The organism is Frigidibacter sp. MR17.14 (assembly GCF_037095735.1).
Taxonomy (GTDB): Bacteria; Pseudomonadota; Alphaproteobacteria; order Rhodobacterales; family Rhodobacteraceae; genus Frigidibacter.
On sequence record NZ_JBAWKD010000009.1, the window covers coordinates 106732 to 128584 of the forward strand.

Here is a 21853-nt window from a genome sequence, read left to right on the forward strand (position 1 = left end):
GCGTCTCGTCCCTGGCCCTCAGAGTAGCGGGCGGCGGGGCGACGTCCAGAGGCGCCGCGCCCGTGGGGCGGGGCGGCGGCGGATCAGTGCAGGTCGGTCGCGGTGAAGGCGCGCCAGTCGCCCGAGGTGCCGACGATCTCGAGCCCGTCGAAATGCGGGGCAAGCTCGGCCAGCGCCTCGGCCGAGCAGAAGCCGATCAGCGGCGCGCCGATCAGCCCGTTCGCGCGGGCGCGCTCAAGGCTGTCGGCATCGGTGATCGAGACGACCGGCTGCCCGGCGCTGGCCCAGGCCGAGACCGCCGAGGCGTTCATCGTCGTCGAGCCGCCGTAGTAGCGGCAGAAGATCAGCGTGTCCTCGGGGCGGACCCGCGCGGCGAGGCCGCGGATCAGCGCGTCGCGGGCGGCGTCGTCGGGATCGGGGGTGTTCACATCCATCCGGGCGGCGCCGGTGGTGAAGACGGCGGCGGCGGCCAGCACCGCGGGCAGCAGCGGCAGGCGCAGCGCCGCGACCAGCGCGGTGGCCAGCCCCGCCGCCAGCACCGGCAGCAGCACCAGCAGGTAGCGCGAATAGGTGTCGCCGTCGGCGAAGGTCATCCCGAGGATGAAGATCAGCGCCCAGGCTGAGACCACCACCGACTCGCCCCGTCGCCGCCAGAGCGGCAGGCTGAGGGTCGCCGCCAGCGCCGCCGGCCACAGCAGCGCGCTGTCGTCGATCATCCAGTTGATCCACGAGGTCCAATTGCCCGCGGTGTCGTCGTCGATCGTCGGCACGAAACGCTCGGCCATCTCGGTCAGGAGGCTGGTCTTGAAGGCGCCGTAGCCGTGCTGCAGCGCCTGGAACACCGGCCAGGCCAGGATCAGCAGCACCGCCACCCGGAAGGCGCGGCGGCGCAGGGGCTTGGCCTCGGGCGCGGCCAGCGGCAGGCCCGGCTCGACCCGCCAGTAGCGCAGCGCGATCGCGGCCGCGGCCATGGCGGCGATGCCCACGGGGGCCTTCTGCAGCGCCCCCAGCCAGACGCCGGCCACCGCGATCCAGATCAGCCGCGGCTCGCGCAGCGCCAGCACAAGGCCGAGGATGGTCACCAGCGTGAAGAGCGCCGCCCCCGCGTCGAGCATCGCCGCCGTGGCCTGCGACCACAGCATCGGCGAGGCCGCCAGCAGCAGCACCGCGGTCGCGGCGGCGGTGGGGCCGTTGCGGGGCGACAGCCGCGCGGCCAGCACCCCGGTCAGTGCCAGCAGGCCCAGCCCGAAGCCCATCGCCACGGTCCGCATCGCCAGAAGCGGCTCGAGCCCGGCGCGGACGAGAAGCGCCCCCAGCCAGTATTGCAGCGGCGGCTTGCGGAAGCTGGGCCCGTGGTTGGCATAGACCGAAGACCAGTGCCCGTCCCGCGCCGCCGCCAGCGTGCGGTCGAGCGTGTGATACTCGTCATACTGGTTCATCCCCGGCTTGCCGAGCTGCGGGGCGTAATGCGCCAGCAGCACTGCGACCACCGCCAGCGCCAGCAGGATCGAAAGGGCAGAGGCCGCCCGGGTCAGCTGTCTCATGGCGTGGCGCCTCCGGGTGCCGGCGAGAGGAGCGGGGGCGAGAGCCGGGCGGCCCGCGCCGCCCGGGTCGGTGTCGGGTGCGGCGCGCTCAGGCGGCGGCCAGCGCGGCGACGATCAGGTCGCCCATCTGCGAGGTCGAGACCGGCGCGCCGCCCTCGGGGCCCATCAGATCGGCGGTGCGCACGCCGTCGGCCAGCACCTTGGCGACCGCGGCTTCCAGCTTGTCGGCCTCGGCGATCAGGCCGAACGAGTAGCGCAGCGCCATCGCGAACGAGAGGATGCAGGCGATCGGGTTCGCCTTGCCCTGCCCCGCGATGTCCGGCGCCGAGCCGTGCACGGGTTCATAGAGCGCCTTCGGGCGGCCGTTGGCCATCGGCGCGCCGAGCGAGGCCGAGGGCAGCATGCCGAGCGAGCCGGTCAGCATCGCCGCGAGGTCCGACAGCAGGTCTCCGAACAGGTTGTCGGTGACGATGACGTCGAACTGCTTGGGCCAGCGGGTCAGCTGCATGGCGCCGGCATCGGCATACATGTGCGACAGCTCGACCTCGGGATATTCCTCGTCGTGGATCTTCTGGACGACCTCGCGCCACAGGATCCCCGATTCCATCACGTTGGCCTTCTCCATCGAGCAGACCTTGTTGCCGCGTTTCTTCGCCAGCTCGAAGGCCGAGCGGGCGACGCGGGCGATCTCGGATTCCGTGTAGCGCTGGGTGTTGATGCCCACGCGCTCGTTGCCTTCGGTGAAGATACCGCGCGGCTCGCCGAAATAGACGCCCGAGGTCAGTTCGCGCACGATCATGATGTCGAGCCCGGCGACGACTTCTTTCTTCAGCGACGAGAAGTCGGCCAGCGCGTCGAAGCACTGCGCGGGGCGCAGGTTCGCGTAAAGGTCCATCTCCTTGCGCAGGCGCAGCAGGCCGCGTTCCGGCTTCACCGAGAAGTCGAGCACGTCGTATTTCGGCCCGCCGACGGCGCCGAGCAGCACGGCGTCGACCTCTTGCGCCTTCGCCATGGTGGCGTCGGTCAGCGGCGTGCCATGCGCGTCATAGGCGCAGCCGCCCACCAGGTCTTCCGAGACGTCGAAGGTCAGGCCCTGCGTGCCGAACCAGCCGATGACCTTCTTGACCTCGGCCATGACCTCGGGGCCGATGCCGTCGCCGGCGAGAATGAGAAGCGAGGGATTGGCCAAGATGTCCTCCATAACGTCTGGGGCCGGGCGCCCTTCCGAACGGTGCGGGCCGGCGCGGATGCGCCCCTGCGGTAACGGCGATGCCGCGGTGGGTCAAGCCGCGGCGGGCCGATCTGGCTTAGGTGTTCCTTAAAGGGACAAGCTTATCAGACAGGGGCGAGGCTGAACGGAGAGCTGCCCCCATGGGCGCGGATATGAGCGATGTCGATCTCGAGGCGCTGCGCAAGCTGACCGTGAAGGCCAGCATGCTGATGCGCGTCGGGCTGAACGGCTACAAGATCGAGGCCGCCAACCGCGCGGCCGCGCAGCTGGTCGGCGGGGGCAACCAGACGCCGATCGGACGGAAGTTCACCGAGCTGTTCCGTGAATCCGCCTATGTGCAGAAATGCCTCGAACAGGCGGCGGACAGCGAAGACCCGGTGCAGTTTCACGTCCATATGGCCGACGAGGGGGCGGTGGTCACCTTCTTCGGCGTCGCCTCGCAGGCGCCGGGCGGCGGCACCTCGGTGATCGTCGACGGGCGCACCGTGCCCTTCGACACGGAAACGCAGTCGAAGCTGGACGCCGTGCAGCGCACGCAGGCGGTGATCGAGTTCGGACGTGACGGCACGATCCTGGCCGCGAACGGCAATTTCCTCGATCTGACCGGCTACAAGCGCGAGGCGCTGGTCGGCAAGAACCACAAGATCCTCTGCCGCCGCGAGTTCGCCGAATCGGCCGACTACCAGAAGATGTGGGAGCGGCTCTCGCGCGGCGAGGTGGTGGATGGCGAGTTCGAGCGGCTCGGCCGCGACGGCGAGCCGATCTGGATCCGCGCGAATTACAACCCGGTGCTGGGCCCCGACGGCAGCGTTGTGCGGGTGATCAAGTTCGCGATGGACGTGACGCGGATGAAGCTGGACCGGGCCGAGGCCGACAGCAAGATCGCCGCGGTCGGCGAGGCGATGGCGATGATCGAGTTCGACCTCGAGGGCCGGGTGATCGCCGCCAACCACACCTTCCTCGCGCTGATGGGCTACGAGGCCGACGAGATCGTGGGCATCCATCATTCGGCCTTCTGCGACGACGCCTATGTGCGCTCGGACGACTATCCCGCCTTCTGGCGCGCGCTGCGCGAGGGTCAGGCCCTCTCGGGCGAGTTCAAGCGGCGCACCAAGGCCGGCGACTGGGTCTGGATCCGGGCCAGCTACAACCCGGTGAAGGGGCCGGACGGGCGGGTGCTGAAGGTGGTGAAGGCCGCGCTGGACGTGACCTTCGAACGCAATGCCGCGAACGAGATCCAGGGCCGGATGGAGGCCGTGCGGCGCGCGCAGCTGGTGGCGGAATACGCGCCGGACGGGGTGATCCTCGACATGAACGACAAGTATCTCGAGCTGACCGGCTACGAGATCGAGGATGTCCGCGGCAAGCCCGGCGCGATGATGTGGAACCGCGAGGCCGAGGAGACGCGCGACTACATCCGCTTCTTCAACGCGCTGGCCGCGGGCGAATCGCGGCAGGGCAGCTGGCGGCGCTTCGGGCTGCGCGGGCGGGATTTCCACATCGGCTCGATCTTCACGCCGATCACCGACCTCGACGGCAAGATCACCCGGATCCTGGAACTGGGCCGCGACATGTCGGAAGAGCGCGCCCGCGCGGCCGAGCATGAAAGCACGCTGCTGGCGATCAGCCGGGCGCAGTCGGTGATCGAATTCGACATGGAGGGGCGCATCCTTGCCGCGAACGAGAATTTCCTGAGCCTGACCGGCTACCGGGCCGAGCAGCTGGTGGGCGAGCATCACCGGATCTTCTGCTCGCCCGCCCATGCCGCGTCGGAGGCCTATCGCAGCTTCTGGGAGACGCTGCGCCGCGGCGAGTTCGTCACCGGCGAGTTCGAGCGTCTGGCCCGCGACGGGTCGGAAGTGATCATGCAGGCCAGCTACAACCCGATCATGGACAGCGACGGCCGCCCGGTGAAGGTGGTGAAATTCGCCACCGACATCACCGCCCAGCGCAAGCGCAATGCCGCCTTCGAATGCAAGTTCCACGCCATCGACCGCGCGCAGGCGGTGATCGAATTCGACCTCGAGGGCAACATCATCTCTGCCAACGAGAACTTCCTGCGCGTCTCGGGCTATTCCGCGCGCGAGCTGAAGGGGCAGCACCATTCGATGCTGTGTTCGCCCGATCATGTGAAGACGCTGGAATACCGCGATTTCTGGATCGCCCTGTCGAAAGGCGAGGGCCAGCAGGGCCGCTTCCACCGCGTCGCCAAGTTCGACCGCGACTTCTGGATCCAGGCGACCTACGCGCCGCTGCTGGGCATCAAGGGCGAGCCGATCGGGGTGATCAAATACGCCCATGACGTGACCGAGCAGGTGCTGCTGGAGAACCTGATCCGCGAGAAGGCGATCGCGATGCGCGAGATGATCGCGCAGCTGCAGACCTCGATCGGGCAGATCGACGCCGCGACCAGCTCGACCGTGAAGGCCTCGCGCGAGACGCGCAGCGCCGCCTCGGGCGGGTTCGACGAGCTGAACCGCGCGATCGAGGTCATCGACCTGATCGCCAAGGGCTCGACCAACGTGACCGAGATGGCGAAGGTGATCAGCGACATCGCCAACCAGACCAACCTGCTGGCCTTCAACGCCGCGATCGAGGCGGCGCGGGCGGGCGAATTCGGCGTGGGCTTCTCGGTCGTCGCCGACGAGGTGCGCAAGCTGGCGGAACGCTCGTCCAATGCCGCGCTCGAGATCACCCGGCTGGTGACGGAAAGCGCCGCGCAGGTCGATCTCGGCAAGGGCCGGTCGAACTCGGCCCGGCTGGCCTTCGAGCGGATCGTGGAATGCGTGCACGAGACCGGCGGGGCGGTCGATGCGATCTCCGGCTCGGTCGAGAAGCAGAAGGACGTCTCGCGCGAGGTGGTCGACCTGATCTCGACGCTGGCCCGCGTCACCCAGGACCACTGACCCATGCCGGGGCCGCGACCGCCCGCCGATCCGGTCTCTGCCTTGCGCGAACGCGAGGCGGCGGATGACGACCTCTGGGAAGCCGCGCTGGCCGCCCCCGCGACCGATGCCCTTCCGGCGTCCGGGGACTGGACCGATCCCGGCGGCAGGCCCGCACACGACCTGGACATCCGCAGCAGGCAGGGCCCGGCGCAGAACGCAGCCGGCGCGGCGGGAGGCGGGGCCGCAGATCCTGCGACCTCGGCTGCTGTCGGCGCTTCTGGCACGGGCGGTTCGGAGGACGCCCCCCCCGAGGCCGGCGCGGACGGGGCATGCGACAAGCGCGGACCACCAAACGCGTCGTCAGATGCCTTCGATACGCCAGCCCCGCAGGTCGCCTCGCCGGGGAACGCCCCCGCCCATTCGACGGACACCGGGGGGCATGGCATCGCGGACGACGGGCGGATAGCGGGCGGGACAGCGGCCACCGGCGCGCCCCCCGTTGCCGATGCAGGGCCAGGCGCTGCAGCCTTACCCACCGCCGAGGCCGCGCCCTCGCCGCTCGCCCTCATCGACTTCGGCGCGATGACTCTCGGGATCGAGGTGCGGGTCCTGCGCGAGGTGATGGTCGCGCCGCAGGTGCTGCAGCCCTTCGTGTCCTCCGGCACCGGCGTCGTCGGCTGCGTCGCGCTGCGCGGCCAGGTGATCCCGGTCGTCGACCTTGCGCCGCTGATCGGGTTGCCGCCACTCTACCCCTCCGACATTCAGGGTGTCGTGGTGATCGTCGGCGCGGGCGAAGAGGTCTATGGCATCCTCGCCCGTGCCGCCCGCCAGATCGTCGCCCCGCGCGAGATCGCGCGGCAGGCGATCCGCAGCGGCGGACAGGCGCCCTGCGACCTGCTGCTGACCGAGACGGTGCTGATCGGCGAGCGCGTAGTCTCGATCCTCGATGCCGAGGCCCTGCCGGCGATGGGCGTGCCGCTGTCGCGCGGCCAGCGGGCCCGCACCCGCAGCCGCGACGCCGCCGACCATTACTTGGTCTTCGAGGTGGAGGGCGCGGCCTTCTGCCTGTCGCTGGCCCGCATTCAGGCGACGATCCCGGAAAGTGCCGTGGACGGAACGGTGCTGCGGTCCGGCCCCTGCGACGGCAGCGTCACCCACCACGGGATCGAGCGGGCGCTGGTCAACCTGCCGCCGCTGCTGGGCACCGCGACCGCGCGCGCCCGCCCCGATCGCGCCGCCGCCATCGTGCTGCCGTTTCCCGACGGCAGCTCGCTGGCGCTGCGGGCCGACCGGGTCATCGACATCCGCAGCCTGACCGCCGCGCAGCTGGGGCCGATGCCCGCGATGCTGTGCCGGCGGCCCGAGCTGATCGCGGGGGCCCATATCGACGGCGCCGGACGGCAGATGATCGTCCTCGACGGGGCGGCGCTGCTGGAAGATGCCGATCTGGGGGAACTGGCGCGGCTGTCGCAGGGCGGCGGCACGACGGCCGCCGCGACCGCAACCGGCGAGACGCGGCGCGAGACGGCGCTGCTGCTGCGCGCCGGGATCGCCTGTGCGATCACGCTGGGCCAGATCGAAGAGATCATCTCGCTGCCCGCGGACCTGCAGCGCGATCTGGGCTTCGACGACTACCTGGGCACCATCGCCGCGCGCGACCGCACGCTGCTGCCGGTGTTCTCGCTGGCGGCGCTGCACGGGCACCCGGCCGACGGGCGGCTGGCGCGGGCGGCAATCGTGGTGCTGCGTCAGGACGGCGGCCGGATCGGGCTGATGGTCGAGGAAATCTGCTCGATCGAGACGATGATCGTCGTCGACGAGGCCCCGGATGGCGCGACGGCGACCCTGCAGCGCAGCGGCGCGGGCGAGCCGCGCTTCTGGCACCGCATCGCACCGGACGCGCTGCCGCTTTATGCGCAGGTCTGAAGGGAGGGCCTAAAGGACAGTCCGGACGCGGGCCGGGGCCGGGCCGCCCGTCGCCAGCGCAGGGTACGGAGCCCGGCGATGGCCGCCGGATCGGCGCCAGACAGCCGCCAGACAGGTGCCGGGCGGGGCCCTGGCGCCGGCATGCGTGCGCGGCCCGGGGGGCTGCGCGGGGGATCGCGCGCCGCACCGGCGGCGCGCGTCCGATCAGGCGGCTTCGCGCAGGATCTTGCAGAGCGGGTCGTAAAGCTCGCCGTTGGCGGCGATCAGCGACCCCGATTCGAGCGGGTCGCGGCCCTCGCGGACCGGGCCCACGAAGCCGCCGGCCTCTTTCACCATGAGCAGGCCCGCGGCCATGTCCCAGGCATTCAGCCCGCGTTCCCAGTAGCCGTCGAAGCGGCCGGCCGCGACCCAGGCGAGGTCGAGCGAGGCCGCGCCCCAGCGGCGCACGCCGGCGCAGACCGGCATCAGGCGCGCCAGGTCCTGCAGCGTCGCCGGCAGGGTCGAGCGGCCGCCGAAGGGCACGCCGGTGGCGAAGACCGCCTCGATCATCGAGCGGCGGCCCGAGACGCGGATCCGGCTTTCGTTCATCCAGGCGCCCGCGCCCTTCTCGGCCCAGAACATCTCGTCCTTGGCGGGGTCGAAGACCACGGCCGAGGTGATTTCACCCTTGTGTTCCAACGCGATGGAGATCGCCCAATGCGGCATGCCGTGCAGGAAGTTGGTGGTGCCGTCGAGCGGGTCGACGATCCAGCGGCGGGTCGGATCCTCGCCGGCCTCGGCGCCGGTCTCTTCGCCCAGCCAGCCATAGGACGGGCGGGCGGTGCGCAGCTCTTCCTTGATGATGCGCTCGGCCTCGCGGTCGGCCTTGGTGACGAAGTCGCCGGGGCCCTTGGACGAGACCTGCAGGTTCTCGACTTCGCGGAAGTCCTTCACGAGGCTGCGGCCGGCCTTGCGCGCGGCCTTGATCATCACGTTGAGATTGGCGCTGCCCTGCATGGCGGTCTCCTTCGGGGAACAGCCTGCGCCGATACACGAGCGGGTGCGAAAAGGAAAGGGCGCGGGCGAGACAGCGTTGACGGTGTCACACCGGGAAGACGATGCAGGTGGTGCTGCCGGTGGCGTAGAGCCTGCCGTCCGCGCGGCCCCGGATCTCGCCCCGCGCCACGGCGGTCGAGCGGCCGGAGTGCTGGATCAGCCCCTCGGCCACCATCTCCATCCCCTCGGGCAGCGGGCGCAGGATGTTCACGTGGTAATCGAGGGTCGTGTACCAAGTGCCGCGGTTCAGCGTGCTCATCACCGCGCAGCCCATCGCCGAGTCGAGCACCACCCCGTACCAGCCGCCATGCGTGGCGCCGAAGGGATTGGCATGGGCGAAGACCGGGTGGCCGGCGAAGGTCACCCGGCCCTGCGAGATCTCGTCGAGGCGGATGTTGGCGGTGGCCTGCATCGCGGCACCCGGGTAGCGGCCCGAGGCGAGACCCTGCAGGAATTCGAGGCCCGAGACCTCGGCCATCAGCGAGCGTGGATTGATCTCGTCGCGGCTGGTGGCGGCGCGCTGCTGGGTCATGGAATCTCTCGGTATGGTCCGGGCCCGGATCGTGCCGAGAGACTGCCGCAGTGCGGCGCGGGGGTGAAGCCGCGCCTCAGGCCACCGCTTCCAGCACCGTGTCCGGGACGACGCCAAGGGCATGGCAGACGTCGCGGGTCAGGGCCGGGCGGTTCAGGGTGTAGAAGTGGAAGTCTTCCACGCCCTCGGCGCGCAGGGTGTCGCACAGCTCGGTGCAGAGCGCGGTGGCATAGAGCGCCTCGCGGCCGTCGCGCTTGGCGGCGGTGAAGGCGTCATCGAGCCAGGCCGGCACGGCGGTGCCGCAGCGGGCCGCGAAGCGCTTGGTGCCGTCCCAGTTCTCGATCGGCAGGATGCCGGGGATGATCGGCGCGGCGATGCCGGCCTTGGCGCAGGCATCGCGGAAGCGCAGGAAGGTTTCGGTCTCGAAGAAGAACTGGGTGATCGCCGAGGTCGCGCCGGCGTCGATCTTGCGCTTCAGCCAGGCGATGTCGGCGGCGGCATCGGCCGATTCGGGGTGCTTTTCCGGGTAGGCGCCGACGCGGATCTTGAATTTTCCAGTCTCGGCAATGGCTTCGATCAGCTCGACCGCCGAGGCGAAGCCTTCGGGATGCGCCACGAAGCCGTTCGAGCCTTTCGGCGGGTCGCCACGCAGGGCCACGATCTCGGTCACGCCGGCCTCGGCATAGGCGTTGACGATCTCCATCGTCTCGGCGCGGGTGGCATCGACGCAGGTCAGATGCGCCGCGACGTTCAGGCCGTAGTTCTTGCCGATGGTCGTCACCGCCTCGTGCGTCAGCTTGCGGGTGGTGCCGCCGGCGCCGTAAGTCACGGAAACGAAAGTGGGTTGCATCGGGGCGAGCACCTGAACCGTCTCCCACAGCCGGAAGGACGCGTCGAGCGTCTGCGGCGGGAAGAATTCGAAGGAAACGCGCGGCGCTTTCGTCGTGGTCAGGGTCATGGTGCTGTCCTCTTGGATGCGACTCTTGTGACACGCCCGGTTAGGTGAGACAAATTCATAATATTCAAGATCAACATGAGCCGGGCGCCATGTTTATCAAGGGGAGGTCACGCCGTGCATGTCGATCTGCGCCATCTGAAAAGCATCAAGGCGATCCATGATTGCGGCGGTCTCGCGCGGGCGGCGGAGGTGCTCAACATCACCCAATCGGCGCTGAGCCATCAGGTGAAGACGATTGAGGACCAGGCGGGAGTCGAGCTTTTTGCAAGGCGTTCCAAGCCCTTGCGCCTGTCGGCGGCGGGGTTGCGGATGCTGCGCGCGGCCGAGCGGATCCTGCCGGAGATCGCGGCGCTGGAAGAGGAATTCCGCGCGCTGCGGCAGGGGCGGTCGGGCCGGCTGCATATCGCGATCGAGTGCCACGCCTGTTTCGACTGGCTGTTCCCGGTGCTGGAGCAGTTCCGCCGCGCCTGGCCCGAGGTCGATGTCGACATCCGGCCCGGGCTGGCGTTCGGTGCCCTGCAGGCGCTGGCGCGGGAGGAAGTCGATCTGGTGATCTCGTCCGATCCCGAGGACCTGCCGGGCATCACCTTCCAGCCGCTGTTCGACTACGCGCCCACCTTCATCGCCTCCGCCCAGAACCCGCTGGCGGCGAAACCCTTTGTCACGGCTGAGGATTTTCGCGATCAGGTGCTGATCACCTATCCGGTCGACCGACCGCGGCTGGACATCTTCAGCGAGCTGCTGACGCCCGCGAAGGTCGAGCCCGAGGCGGTGCGGCAGGTCGAGTTGACGGCTGTCATCCTGATGCTGGTCGCCTCGAACCGGGGCGTGGCGGTGCTGCCGGACTGGGTGCTGCGCGAGGTGCGCTATCAGCCGGATTACGTCACGCGCAAGGTGACCGAGGCCGGGCTGACCAAGCGGCTGTATGCGGCGATCCGCAGCGAGGATGCGGAAAAACCGTGGATGGCGCACGTGCTGCGGCTGGGGCGGACGGAACCGGTGAAACTGCAGCGGGGGTAAGGACTTGCGGGGGGTGACATCCGTGCAGCCCGCGTGCACCCCCCGTACACCCTCGGCGCGCGGCCCCGCAACGCTCTGGCGGCCTGTCGTTAAGCTTTTCGCAGGACGGGATCAGGTGCGGCAGGCGGCAAAAGACGACCCTCAGGGGTACAATTTCGCGGATGACGCCCCGCGCCGACAGGCGTAGGCATGGGCCGTTCCCCGCGCGCGAGCCCTTCCATGACCATCGCCAGCCCGACGACCCGTGCCGCCTCGGCCACCGTCTTCCCGATCCTGATCGCGATCAGCCTCAGCCATCTGATGAACGACACGATGCAGAGCCTGCTGTCGGCGATCTATCCGCTGCTGAAGGCCGACTTCGCGCTGGACTACTGGCAGATCGGGCTGATGACGATGGCCTTCCAGTGCACGGCCTCGTTGCTGCAGCCGGCGATCGGGATGTTCACCGACCGCAAGCCGCTGCCGATGTCGCTGCCCTTCGGGATGGGCTCGACCTTCCTCGGTCTGATCCTGCTGGCCTTCGCGCCGAGCTACGGGATGCTGCTGGCGGGGGCGAGCCTGATCGGCATCGGCTCGGCCATCTTCCACCCCGAGGCGAGCCGGGTCGCGCGGCTGGCCTCGGGCGGGCGCTTCGGGCTGGCGCAGTCGGTGTTCCAGGTCGGCGGCAACCTTGGCCATGCGATCGGGCCGCTGCTGGCGGCCTTCATCGTGGTGCCGCTGGGCCGGCCGAGCGTCGCGGCCTTCTGCCTGATCGCGCTGACCGGCATGGCGGTGCTGAGCTGGGTCGGGCGCTGGTACGGCGCGGCGATCACCGCAAGCCGCCGGGCGGGGGGCGACCGGACGCTGCCGCTGTCGCGGGGCCGGGTGATCGCGGCGCTGGTGGTGCTGGCGCTGCTGATGTTCTCGAAGAACATCTATCTGGCGTCGATTTCCAGCTATTACACCTTCTACCTGATCGAGACCTTCGGCGTGACCACCCAGCACAGCCAGGTGATGCTGTTCCTGTTCCTGGGCGCGGTGGCGGCGGGCACGGTGATCGGCGGACCGATCGGCGACCGGATCGGCCGGGTGACGGTGATCTGGGTGTCGATCCTTGGCGTGCTGCCGTTCACGCTGCTGCTGCCCCATGCCAACCTGTTCTGGTCGGGGGTGCTGTCGATCCCGATCGGGCTGATCCTCGCCTCGGCCTTCCCGGCGATCGTGGTCTGCGCGCAGGAACTGCTGCCGGGCCGGGTCGGCATGGTCGCGGGGATCTTCTTCGGGCTGAGCTTCGGCTTCGGCGGCATCGCTGCGGCGGTGCTGGGCCTGCTGGCCGACAGCCACGGGATCCGCGCGGTCTATATCGTCTGCTCGTTCCTGCCGGCGACCGGGGTGCTGGCCGCGCTGCTGCCGCGGGCGGCGGCGCGCGGGGTCTGACACGCCAGAGTGGACACGCGGGCCCCAAAGTCTGGGGCGCGCGGTCAGCGCGGACAGGGTCAGCTCAGGCGCGCGGCCTCGATCTGCGTCCAGATCTTTGCCGGGCGGAACGGCATTTCGACCTCTTCGATGCCCAGGGGCGCCAGTGCATCCAGCACCGCGTTCGACACCGCCGCGATCGAGGCGACGGTGCCGGCCTCGCCGCAGCCCTTCATCCCCAGCAGGTTCGCGGTCGAGGGCACGGGCTCGGTCGTGAATTTCACGAAGGGCATGTCGGCGGCGCGGGGCATCGCGTAATCCATGAAGGTGGCCGAGAGAAGCTGGCCGGTCTCGTCCCAGACCGCACCCTCCATCATCGCCTGCCCCATGCCCTGCGCGATGCCGCCATGCACCTGCCCCTCGACCAGCATCGGGTGGATCAGGTTGCCGAAATCGTCGGTCACCGAATAGCGGTCGAGCCGGATCAGCCCGGTTTCGGGGTCGATCTCGACCTCGCAGAGATGCGCGCCGTTGGGATAGCTGCGGCCGGGCAGCGTCGCCTCGGCGCGGTGTTTCAGCAGATCCTCGCGCCCGGCGCGACGGGCGCGGTCCGCCGCCTCGGCCAGCGTCAGGACGAGGTTCGAGCCCGGGGCGCGGAAGCCGAGGTCGGCCCAGTCGACGGTCTCGACCCCCAGCTCGGCCGCGACGAAGGGGCGGAAGGCCGCGACCATCGTGTCGACGGTGGCGAGGGTGGCGTTGGTCTGGGTGGTGACCGAGCGCGATCCGCCGGTGCCGCCGCCCGAGGCGATGCGGTCACTGTCGCCCTGCACGACGCGGATCGCCTCGACCGGGATGCCGGTGCGTTCCGACAGGAAGGCGGCATAGACGGTTTCGTGCCCCTGCCCGTTCGACTGGGTGCCGACGTAGAGGTTCACGGTGCCGTCATCGCGGAATTCGACCTCGGCCGCCTCGGTCGGTGAGCCGAGGATCGATTCGATGTAGAAGCAGGTGCCGAGGCCGCGCAGCAGGCCCTCGGCTTCCGAGGCGGCGCGGCGGGCTTCGAAGCCCGCCTCGTCGGCCTCGGCCCGGGCGCGGGCGGCGACGCGGGGGAAGTCGCCCACGTCGTACAGCTCGCCGGTGGCGGTGCGGTAGGGGAAGCTGGTGACGTAGCTTTTCGCGCGCAGCTCCCACGGGTCGATCCCGAGGACGCGGGCGGCGCGGTCGACGACGCGTTCCAGCGTGGTGATCGCCTCGGGGCGGCCGGCGCCGCGATAGGCGTCGGTCTGGGTGGTGTTGGTGTAGATGCCGCGGACCCGCAGATGCGCGGCCGGGATGTCATAGGCGCCGGTGAGGACCTTGGCGAAAAGCTCGGACTGGATGTAGGCGCCGAAGGGGGCGTTGTAGGCGCCCATCGCGCAGTCGAGATCGACGCGGTAGCCGATGATCTTGAGGTCGGCGTCGAAGGCCAGCGCGGCTTCGGTCACCAGATCGCGCCCGCCGTTGTCGGTCAGCATCGCCTCGGTCCGTTCCGAGATCCAGCGCACCGGGCGGCCGGTCAGCTTCGCGGCCAGCGCGAGGGGGGTGAATTCCGGGTAGCCGGTGGATTTCATCCCGAAGCCGCCGCCGACATCGGGGGTGGTGACGCGGACCTGCGCGGGGTCGATCCCGAAGGCTGCGGCGAATTCGGCCTTCTGGTCCCAGACGCCCTGCCCGTTGACGTGGAAATGCAGCCGGCCGTCGATCCATTCGGCGGTGGCGGCGCGCGGCTCGACCGAGTTCACGATCACCCGGTTGTGCACGACCCGCTGGCGCACGACATGGGCCGCACGGGCGAAGGCGGCCTCGGTCGCGACGGCGTCGCCCGTGTCCCAGGTGAAGGCGAGGTTGTCGGGCGCCTCGGGGTGGATCGGGGCGCCGCCGGGGGCAAGCTGAATGTGGACGGGGAGTTCGGCCAGATCGAAGCCGATCGCCTCGACCGCGTCGCGGGCGGCGGCGGCGGTTTCGGCGACCACCAGCGCCATCGCCTCGCCCACGAAGCGGACGCGGTCGCGGGCCAGAAGCGGGCGCGGCGGCTGCGGGGCGCCCTCGAAGGTGTCGTAGGGCTGGTCGGTGGCGACGCCGTTCGCGGCAAGATCCGCAGCGCCCAGCACCAGCACCACGCCTGGCATCGCGCGGGCGTCGTCGAGGTGCAGGCTGCGGATCTCGGCATGGGCGGCGGGGGCGCGCAGGAAGGCCGCGTGCAGCGCGGTGGCGGGGGCGATGTCGTCGAGATAGCGCCCGGCCCCGGTCAGGAAGCGCACATCCTCAAGGCGTTTCAGGCTCTGGCTTTTTCCGAACTTGTGCTGCACGTCCCGGCTCCCCCGTGGTTGCCCGGTCGAGACTAGGGCGAACACGGGGGAAGGGAAGCGCCTTCAGCGCAGCGACAGCGTGGTCGCGTGGGTGACGTCGCCGAAACCGTTGAAACGGGTGTTGGTGGCGGTGGAATAGGCACCCATGCCGTGGATCAGCAGGTAGTCGCCCTCGTCGAGGTCTCCCGGCAGCGCGAGGTCTCCGGGCAGACGGTCGACCGAGTCGCAGGTCGGGCCGAAGACCGTGCGGGCGCGCGGCGCGCCGGTGCGGCGCTGGCCGTCGGGCGCGATCACCTCGATCCGGTCGATCGGGCCCACGTCGGGAAGCTCTGCCAGGTTGCCGTAGAGCCCGTCGTTGAGGAAGACGCAGGCGTCGTCGCGCACCGCCTTCACCCGCGCGGCAAGGCTGAAGGCATCGGCGACGAGGCCGCGACCCGGCTCGCAGACCAGTTCGGGGCGGTCCGCTCCGAAGGCGTCGCTCACCGCCGCGTCGATGCGGGCGAAGATCTGTTCCAGAGGCGGCGCGATGTCGGCCCGGCGGTGCGAGGGGAAGCCGCCGCCGACGTTCAGGCGGTGCGCGCGCACGCCCGCGGCGCGGCAGATGTCGGCGCCGGCCTGGACATAGGCCTGCCATGCCGCGGCATCGGTGCATTGCGTGCCGGGGTGGAAGGTGAGCGAGGGCAGGAAGCCCGCGGCGGCGACCTGGGCCAGAAGCTCGGCCGCGCGCTCGGGCACCGCGCCGAACTTGGCGCCGAAGTTGTAGGCCGCGCCGGGCACCGGCAGCTTGTAGCGCACCGAGATCTCGACCGGGCCGGCGTCGAAGGCCACGGGCACCATCGCGACCAGCTTGGCGAGTTCGGAGGCGCTGTCGACGGACCAGCTGCGCACCTCGGCCGCGACGGCGGCGGCGATCTCGGCCCGCCCGCGGACCGGGTTGTTGTAATGCAGCGCCGCGGTGGGGGCGAGGCGGCGGATCATCTCGATCTCGGCCGGCGAGGCGACATCGAAGCCGCGGATGCCGGCGGCGACGAGGTTCTGCACCACCATCTCGTCCGGGTTCGACTTCACCGCATAGGTGACCATGCCGGGAAAGCCCGCGATGAAGCGGCGCGCGGTGGCCTGCAGCACGGTCGGCGCGAAGAACATCACCGGGTTGTCCGGGGTCTGCGTGCGCAGAAGTTCGGTCGGCGACGACCAGATCGTTTTCGAGAGCCCCATCGGCGCATCCTTCCTGCCAACAGAGCGCAGCCCCCCCGGTCACCTGTATCAGGCCCGGGACGCTTACGCGTTTCCAGAACCAGGCCAGGTGCGTATGAGCCGCCCTTTTCCTGAAAACGAAGTGGGGGCGATATGGGGCACAAACCCACCGACGGAAAGGGTGGAAATGGATCACAGCCCCGTTAGAATGACGAAACTTCCGGTCATTTCGACAGGTGGGCGAATGGACGAGCTCGACCGCGCGCTGGTTGCGCAACTCTCTGCCGATGCGCGGGTGTCGCTGGCGGTGCTGGCGCGGCGGCTGAAGGTCGCGCGCTCGACCGTGCAGGCGCGGCTGGAGCGGCTGGAGGCCAACGGCACCATCGCCGGCTACACGGTGAAGCTGGGCGAGGCCGCGCGGCAGGGACGGATCCGGGCGACGGTGCTGCTGACGATCGAGCCGCGGTCGCAGGGCGCGATCCTCGCCCGGCTGAAGGCGATCCCCGAGGTCGAGCGCATCCACACCACCAGCGGCCGGGTCGACCTGCTGCTGCAGGTGACCGCGGGCTCGACCATGGCGCTGGACGCGGTGCTGGACCAGTTGGGCGAGATGGCCGGCGTGCGCGCCTCGGAAAGCCTGATCCACCTGACGACGAAGCTCGATCGCGCGGTCTGAGCCGGAAACCGCCGGACTCGCGGGCCCGGCCGCGGACGAACGGGATCGGCAGGGATCGGCCGGAACCGACCCACGAATTGTTACGTTATTGAAACAGACCGTGTAACACCTATCTTTAATCCTACTACGACAGACTGACCGCCACATCGCGGCAGGGGAGAGGAGCCCCTTCCGGAGAGGAGGATAAAATGGAGAACGTCAGCCTTGCGGCTGCGGGCCCCGCGTTCGGTCCGCGTCATCTTTCCCATCGGGTTGCCCCCCAGACCTGGTCTCGGGCGGCCGGATGGACGTCCGGGTGGAAGCTGCCCGCCCCCGGCGATCCGGTGGTGCTCACCGGCGGCTGGATCGTGCCGGGTCTCGTCATCGGCGCGGCGATCTGGACGCTGGTATTTCTGAGCGTCATCCTTCCCTAGCCCGTCTTCCGTAGCGCCGTCTTCCGTGGCGCCGGCGCGGCCGGGGCCGCGGACTGCCGGACATGGTTCGGACGGGTCGTTCCGGGGTCGGGCGAGTTCGCCCTGATGCTGCCCCCTCACGCCGCGCGCCGCGGGCCGGAGCATTTCTGGCCCTGCGCGTCTCACAGCACGTCACAGGCCCTGCGTTGCGCGCGAGTCCGCCGTCCGCGCGCAGTGCGTTCGGGCGGCAGAGGCCACCGCCGCGGGTCGCCACGCGAATCCCGATGCCACGCCGGGCCCCGGCCTGCTGATCCCTTGCCCCGGCCCGGCAGGCGCCTGGGTCCCGTTCGGCGGTGGGTTGCCCCAAGCGCGACAGGGCCGGCCCGAGACCGGCCGCTGGCGTGGCGTGCCGCCGTTGCGGCTTTTCCTTCGGCGCTTCGGTCGTTAGATAGCCTCGCGGAACATTGCGGGGATCAGCGCCGATGCCGATGGAAAAGACGTTCAACGCCGCCGAGGCCGAGCCGCGGCTCTATGCCAGCTGGGAACAGGCGGGCGCGTTCCGGGCCGGGGCCAATGCCTCGAAGCCCGAGACCTTCTGCATCATGATCCCGCCGCCGAACGTCACCGGTTCGCTGCACATGGGCCATGCGTTCAACAACACGCTGCAGGACATCCTCGTGCGCTGGCACCGGATGCGCGGCTTCGACACGCTCTGGCAGCCCGGCCAGGACCATGCCGGCATCGCCACCCAGATGGTGGTCGAGCGCGAGCTGGCGAAAAGCCAGCAGCCGGGCCGGCGCGAACTGGGCCGCGAGGCCTTCCTCGGCAAGGTCTGGGAGTGGAAGACCCAGTCCGGCAACCGCATCATCGAACAGCTGAAGCGCCTCGGCGCCTCGTGCGACTGGGAGCGCAATGCCTTCACCATGTCGGGCGCCCCGGGCGCGCCGGCGGGCGAGGACGGCAATTTCCATGACGCGGTGATCAAGGTCTTCGTCGAGCTGCACAACAAGGGCCTGATCTACCGCGGCAAGCGGCTGGTGAACTGGGACCCGCATTTCGAGACCGCGATCTCGGATCTCGAGGTCGAGAACCTCGAGGTCGACGGCCATATGTGGCACTTCAAATACCCGCTCGCGGGGGGCCAGACCTACGAATATGTCGAGAAGGACGAGGACGGCAACGTCACGCTGCGCGAGACCCGCGACTACATCTCGATCGCGACCACGCGGCCCGAGACGATGCTGGGCGACGGCGCAGTCGCGGTGCATCCCTCGGACGAACGCTATGCCCCGATCGTGGGCAAGCTCTGCGAGATCCCGGTGGGTCCGAAAGAGCACCGCCGCCTGATCCCGATCATCACCGACGAATACCCCGATCCAACCTTCGGCTCGGGCGCGGTGAAGATCACCGGCGCGCATGACTTCAACGACTACGGCGTCGCCGCGCGTGGCGGCATCCCGATGTACCGGCTGATGGACACCAAGGCCGCGATGCGCGCCGACGGCGCCCCCTATGCCGAGGCCGCAGCCCGCGCGCAGGAGATCGCCAACGGCGCCGCCTTCGACGGGGCCGAGGTCGACACGCTGAACCTGGTGCCGGAAGAGCTGCGCGGGCTCGACCGGATGGAGGCCCGCAAGCTGGTGGTCGAGCAGATCACCGCCGAGGGTCTGGCGGTCACGCACGAGATCACCCGCACCGACAAGGAGACCGGCGAGACGGTCACCGAAACGGTGGCACTGGTCGAGAGCAAGAAGATCATGCAGCCCTTCGGCGACCGTTCGAAGGTCGTGATCGAGCCGATGCTGACCGACCAGTGGTTCGTCGACACCCAGAAGATCGTGGGCCCGGCGCTCGACGCGGTCCGCCAAGGGATGGCCGCGCAGGAAGCCGGAACCTTCGACCCCGCCGCCGGTTACACCCGCATCCTCCCCGAGCGTGACGCCAAGACCTATTTCCACTGGCTCGAGAACATCGAGCCGTGGTGCATCTCGCGCCAGCTCTGGTGGGGCCACCAGATCCCGGTCTGGTACGGGCTCGACCTCGGCGACGAGGCGTTCCGCGACGATGAGGGCGACGGCGATCTCGACGAGGTCGAACTCGGCCGCCTGCTGAACGCGGGCGGGATGCTGCACCGGGGCGAGATCGCGCGCTGCGCGGCCAGCTTTGAGGCGGTGACCGAGGCCTTCCGCGATTCCATCGCCGATGTGCCCGCGCCGCTCAGCCATGCCCGCATCGTCGAGGTCGCCGACAAGCCCGCCGCGATCGCGGCGCTGGCGGCGAGCCTCGCGCAATACAACGTCACCCAGGACCCGACGACGCTCGTCTTCCCGGTCTGGCGCGATCCCGACGTGCTCGACACCTGGTTCTCGTCCGGCCTCTGGCCGATCGGCACGCTGGGCTGGCCGGAACAGACGCCGGAACTGTCGAAATACTTCCCGACCGACGTGCTGGTCACCGGCTTCGACATCATCTTCTTCTGGGTCGCCCGGATGATGATGATGCAGCTGGCCGTGGTCGATCAGGTGCCGTTCCACACCGTCTATGTCCATGCCCTCGTCCGCGACGAGAAGGGCAAGAAGATGTCGAAATCGCTCGGCAACGTGCTCGACCCGCTCGACCTGATCGACGATTACGGCGCGGATGCGGTGCGCTTCACCCTGACCGCGATGGCGGCGATGGGGCGCGACCTGAAGCTGTCGAAGGACCGCATCGCGGGCTATCGCAACTTTACCACGAAGATCTGGAACGCCACCCGCTTCGCCGAGATGAACGGCGTGTTCGAGGCCGCGCGGCCTGCGGGCATCCCGCAGCCCACCCACACCGTGAACCGCTGGATCATCGGCGAGACCGCCCGCATCCGCGAGACGGTGGACGAGGCGCTGACCGCCTACCGCTTCAACGATGCCGCGAACGCGCTCTACGCCTTCGTCTGGGGCAAGGTCTGCGACTGGTACGTCGAATTCGCCAAGCCGCTCTTCGACGGGGCCGAGGCCGAGGAGACGCGGGCCACGATGGCCTGGGTGCTGGACCAGTGCTACCTGCTCTGCCACCCGGTGATGCCGTTCATCACCGAAGAGCTCTGGGCGATGACCGGCAGCCGCGAAAAGCCGCTCGTCCATGCCGACTGGCCGACCTACGGCACGGCCGGGCTGCTCGACCAGGCCGCGGACCGCGAGATGAACTGGGTGATCCAGCTCATCGAACAGGTCCGCTCGGCCCGGGCCGAGATGGGCGTGCCGGTGGGCCTGAAGCTGCCGATGGTGCTGGTCGAGGCCACGCCCGAGGCCCGCACCGCCTGGGCCACGAACGCGCCGCTGATCCTGCGCCTTGCCCGTATCGACAGCCTGACCGAGGCCGCGATGCCGAAGGGCTCGATCACCATCGCCTGCGAGGGCGCGACCTTCGCGCTGCCGCTCGAGGGCGTGATCGACGTGGCCGCCGAAAAGGCGCGGCTGACCAAGGCGGTGGACAAGCTCGACAAGGACCTGAACGGCCTGCGCAACCGGCTGAACAACCCGAAGTTCGTCGCCAACGCCGCCGAGGACGTGATCGAGGAAACCCGCGAGAAGCTCGCCCAGGGCGACGAAGAGGCCGCCCGGATCCGCGCCGCCCTCGCCCGCCTCGCCGACATCGGCTGACCTCAGGGCGCGCCCCCCTTTCGGCTTGGACGAAATACTCCGGGGGGGCGCCCGGAACGGGCGGGGGGCAGAGCCCCCTCTTCCCTTCACGGCTTTCGCACTGGCCCAAATATCCCGGGGGAGTCGCGGCCCCGCCGCGACGGGGGCAGCGCCCCCGCCCGGCCTGCCAGGCGCCAAGGGGAACCACCCGCCGTTTCGTGCCTTGTCAGACCGGACCCTCTCAGCCCGCGGCAGCCATGACCTTCACCTCCCCCCTCTCCGCCCCTCCCCAGGACTGCCGCGCATGAGGCGGCTGCGGGGCGGCCCCGTCAGCGCCTTTGCCACCTTCCTCGCGTGGCTCCTGGTGATGCTGCTCGCGGGGCCGAACCCCGGCGAGCCGGTGCCGATCTCGGCGATGGTGACCGAGGGCATCGCGCTGCAGCTCCTGCTCGCGCCGCTGTTCCTCATCCTGGTCACGCGGGTCATCGACTTCGGCGACCTCGGCCTGCGCGCCCCGGCGCTGCGGCACCTGCGGCTGCTGTGGCTGCCGCTGCTTTACGTGGCCGCGATCTTCGCCTTCGCGGTGGCGCTCGGCCTGCCGACCGGGCGGCAGGTGCTCTTCGTGCTGGCCAACTGCGTGCTGGTCGGGATCTCGGAAGAGCTGATGTTCCGCGGCGTGCTCTTCGCGGGCTTCCGGCGGCGCTTTTCCCCCTGGCCCGCGGTGGTCGCGGTGACGCTGCTCTTCGGTTCGGTCCACATCCTGAACGCCTTCATCACCGGCAGCCTGACCGGGGCGGTGATGCAGGCCGCCGCGGCCGGGCTGTCGGGGCTCTTGTTCATCGCGCTCCGGGTGCGCACCGGCTCGCTGATCCTTTGCATCGCGCTGCACGCCTTGTGGAACTTCGCGGCCTTCATGGCGACGCTGGCGCAGGGCGACATCGACCCCGGTCAGGTGGCAGACCTGCCGCTGGTCGCGCAGCTCATGCCGGCGCTGTTCGTCCTGCCGCTGTTCCTTTATGCCTTGTACCTGCTGCGCGACCTCACGCGTCGCCTGGGTCCCGGGCCTGCCACCCCCGGGACGACGAGCGCCTGAC

General features: G+C 69.8%; 15 protein-coding genes. 8 read left to right on the forward strand and 7 right to left on the reverse strand.

From position 1 onward, the window contains the following. Nucleotides 1-83: 83 nt before the first annotated feature. Together V8J36_RS18465 and leuB are read right to left on the reverse strand one after the other, a co-directional pair. Nucleotides 84-1544 (reverse strand): ArnT family glycosyltransferase, encoded by a 1461-nt coding sequence (locus tag V8J36_RS18465; protein ID WP_336468785.1) that lies wholly within the window; start codon nucleotides 1542-1544, stop codon nucleotides 84-86. 88 nt (nucleotides 1545-1632) lie between these two features. Continuing rightward, the gene (leuB, locus tag V8J36_RS18470) at nucleotides 1633-2733 is read right to left on the reverse strand and encodes a 3-isopropylmalate dehydrogenase (protein WP_336468786.1); all 1101 of its coding nucleotides are present in this window, start codon (nucleotides 2731-2733) and stop codon (nucleotides 1633-1635) included. A 182-nt stretch (nucleotides 2734-2915) separates the two neighbouring features. Between leuB and V8J36_RS18475 the strand changes: the two genes are divergently transcribed. Further along, on the forward strand, nucleotides 2916-5681 hold the full coding sequence (locus tag V8J36_RS18475) for a PAS domain S-box protein (RefSeq protein ID WP_336468787.1): 2766 nt from the start codon (nucleotides 2916-2918) through the stop codon (nucleotides 5679-5681). A 3-nt stretch (nucleotides 5682-5684) separates the two neighbouring features. After that, entirely contained in the window at nucleotides 5685-7589 is a 1905-nt protein-coding gene (locus V8J36_RS18480; RefSeq protein WP_336468788.1) for a chemotaxis protein CheW, read from the forward strand. A gap of 204 nt (nucleotides 7590-7793) precedes the next feature. On the opposite strand, the gene V8J36_RS18485 is transcribed toward V8J36_RS18480, so the two are convergent. The 3 genes from V8J36_RS18485 to metF all read right to left on the reverse strand — a co-directional run bounded on the left by V8J36_RS18485 (nucleotide 7794) and on the right by metF (nucleotide 10114). Further along, nucleotides 7794-8585, reverse strand: coding sequence for an inositol monophosphatase family protein (locus V8J36_RS18485; protein ID WP_336468789.1), 792 nt, complete (start codon nucleotides 8583-8585; stop codon nucleotides 7794-7796). An 85-nt stretch (nucleotides 8586-8670) separates the two neighbouring features. Further along, on the reverse strand, nucleotides 8671-9156 hold the full coding sequence (locus tag V8J36_RS18490) for a PaaI family thioesterase (RefSeq protein WP_336468790.1): 486 nt from the start codon (nucleotides 9154-9156) through the stop codon (nucleotides 8671-8673). 76 nt (nucleotides 9157-9232) lie between these two features. Beyond that, a complete protein-coding gene (metF, locus tag V8J36_RS18495; protein WP_336468791.1) occupies nucleotides 9233-10114 on the reverse strand; it encodes a methylenetetrahydrofolate reductase [NAD(P)H] in 882 nt (293 codons plus the stop codon). A gap of 114 nt (nucleotides 10115-10228) precedes the next feature. On the opposite strand from metF, the gene V8J36_RS18500 reads away from it, so the two are divergent. Further along, a complete protein-coding gene (locus V8J36_RS18500; RefSeq protein WP_336468792.1) occupies nucleotides 10229-11134 on the forward strand; it encodes a LysR family transcriptional regulator in 906 nt (301 codons plus the stop codon). A gap of 219 nt (nucleotides 11135-11353) precedes the next feature. Further along, nucleotides 11354-12550: an MFS transporter gene (locus V8J36_RS18505; protein ID WP_336468793.1), complete on the forward strand. Its 1197-nt coding sequence runs from the start codon at nucleotides 11354-11356 to the stop codon at nucleotides 12548-12550. A 59-nt stretch (nucleotides 12551-12609) separates the two neighbouring features. On the opposite strand, the gene V8J36_RS18510 is transcribed toward V8J36_RS18505, so the two are convergent. Together V8J36_RS18510 and V8J36_RS18515 are read right to left on the reverse strand one after the other, a co-directional pair. Then, nucleotides 12610-14877 (reverse strand): xanthine dehydrogenase family protein molybdopterin-binding subunit, encoded by a 2268-nt coding sequence (locus V8J36_RS18510; protein ID WP_336468794.1) that lies wholly within the window; start codon nucleotides 14875-14877, stop codon nucleotides 12610-12612. Between the two features lie 63 nt (nucleotides 14878-14940). Further along, nucleotides 14941-16095: a type III PLP-dependent enzyme gene (locus V8J36_RS18515; RefSeq protein ID WP_336468795.1), complete on the reverse strand. Its 1155-nt coding sequence runs from the start codon at nucleotides 16093-16095 to the stop codon at nucleotides 14941-14943. A 223-nt stretch (nucleotides 16096-16318) separates the two neighbouring features. On the opposite strand from V8J36_RS18515, the gene V8J36_RS18520 reads away from it, so the two are divergent. The 4 genes from V8J36_RS18520 to V8J36_RS18535 all read left to right on the forward strand — a co-directional run bounded on the left by V8J36_RS18520 (nucleotide 16319) and on the right by V8J36_RS18535 (nucleotide 21852). Next, entirely contained in the window at nucleotides 16319-16750 is a 432-nt protein-coding gene (locus V8J36_RS18520) for an Lrp/AsnC family transcriptional regulator (RefSeq protein ID WP_336468796.1), read from the forward strand. Between the two features lie 188 nt (nucleotides 16751-16938). Further along, nucleotides 16939-17163, forward strand: coding sequence for a hypothetical protein (locus V8J36_RS18525; RefSeq protein WP_336468797.1), 225 nt, complete (start codon nucleotides 16939-16941; stop codon nucleotides 17161-17163). A 461-nt stretch (nucleotides 17164-17624) separates the two neighbouring features. Then, nucleotides 17625-20780 (forward strand): valine--tRNA ligase, encoded by a 3156-nt coding sequence (locus tag V8J36_RS18530; protein ID WP_336468798.1) that lies wholly within the window; start codon nucleotides 17625-17627, stop codon nucleotides 20778-20780. Between the two features lie 283 nt (nucleotides 20781-21063). Further along, nucleotides 21064-21852: a CPBP family intramembrane glutamic endopeptidase gene (locus tag V8J36_RS18535; protein WP_336468799.1), complete on the forward strand. Its 789-nt coding sequence runs from the start codon at nucleotides 21064-21066 to the stop codon at nucleotides 21850-21852. The last annotated feature ends 1 nt before the right edge of the window (nucleotide 21853 follow it).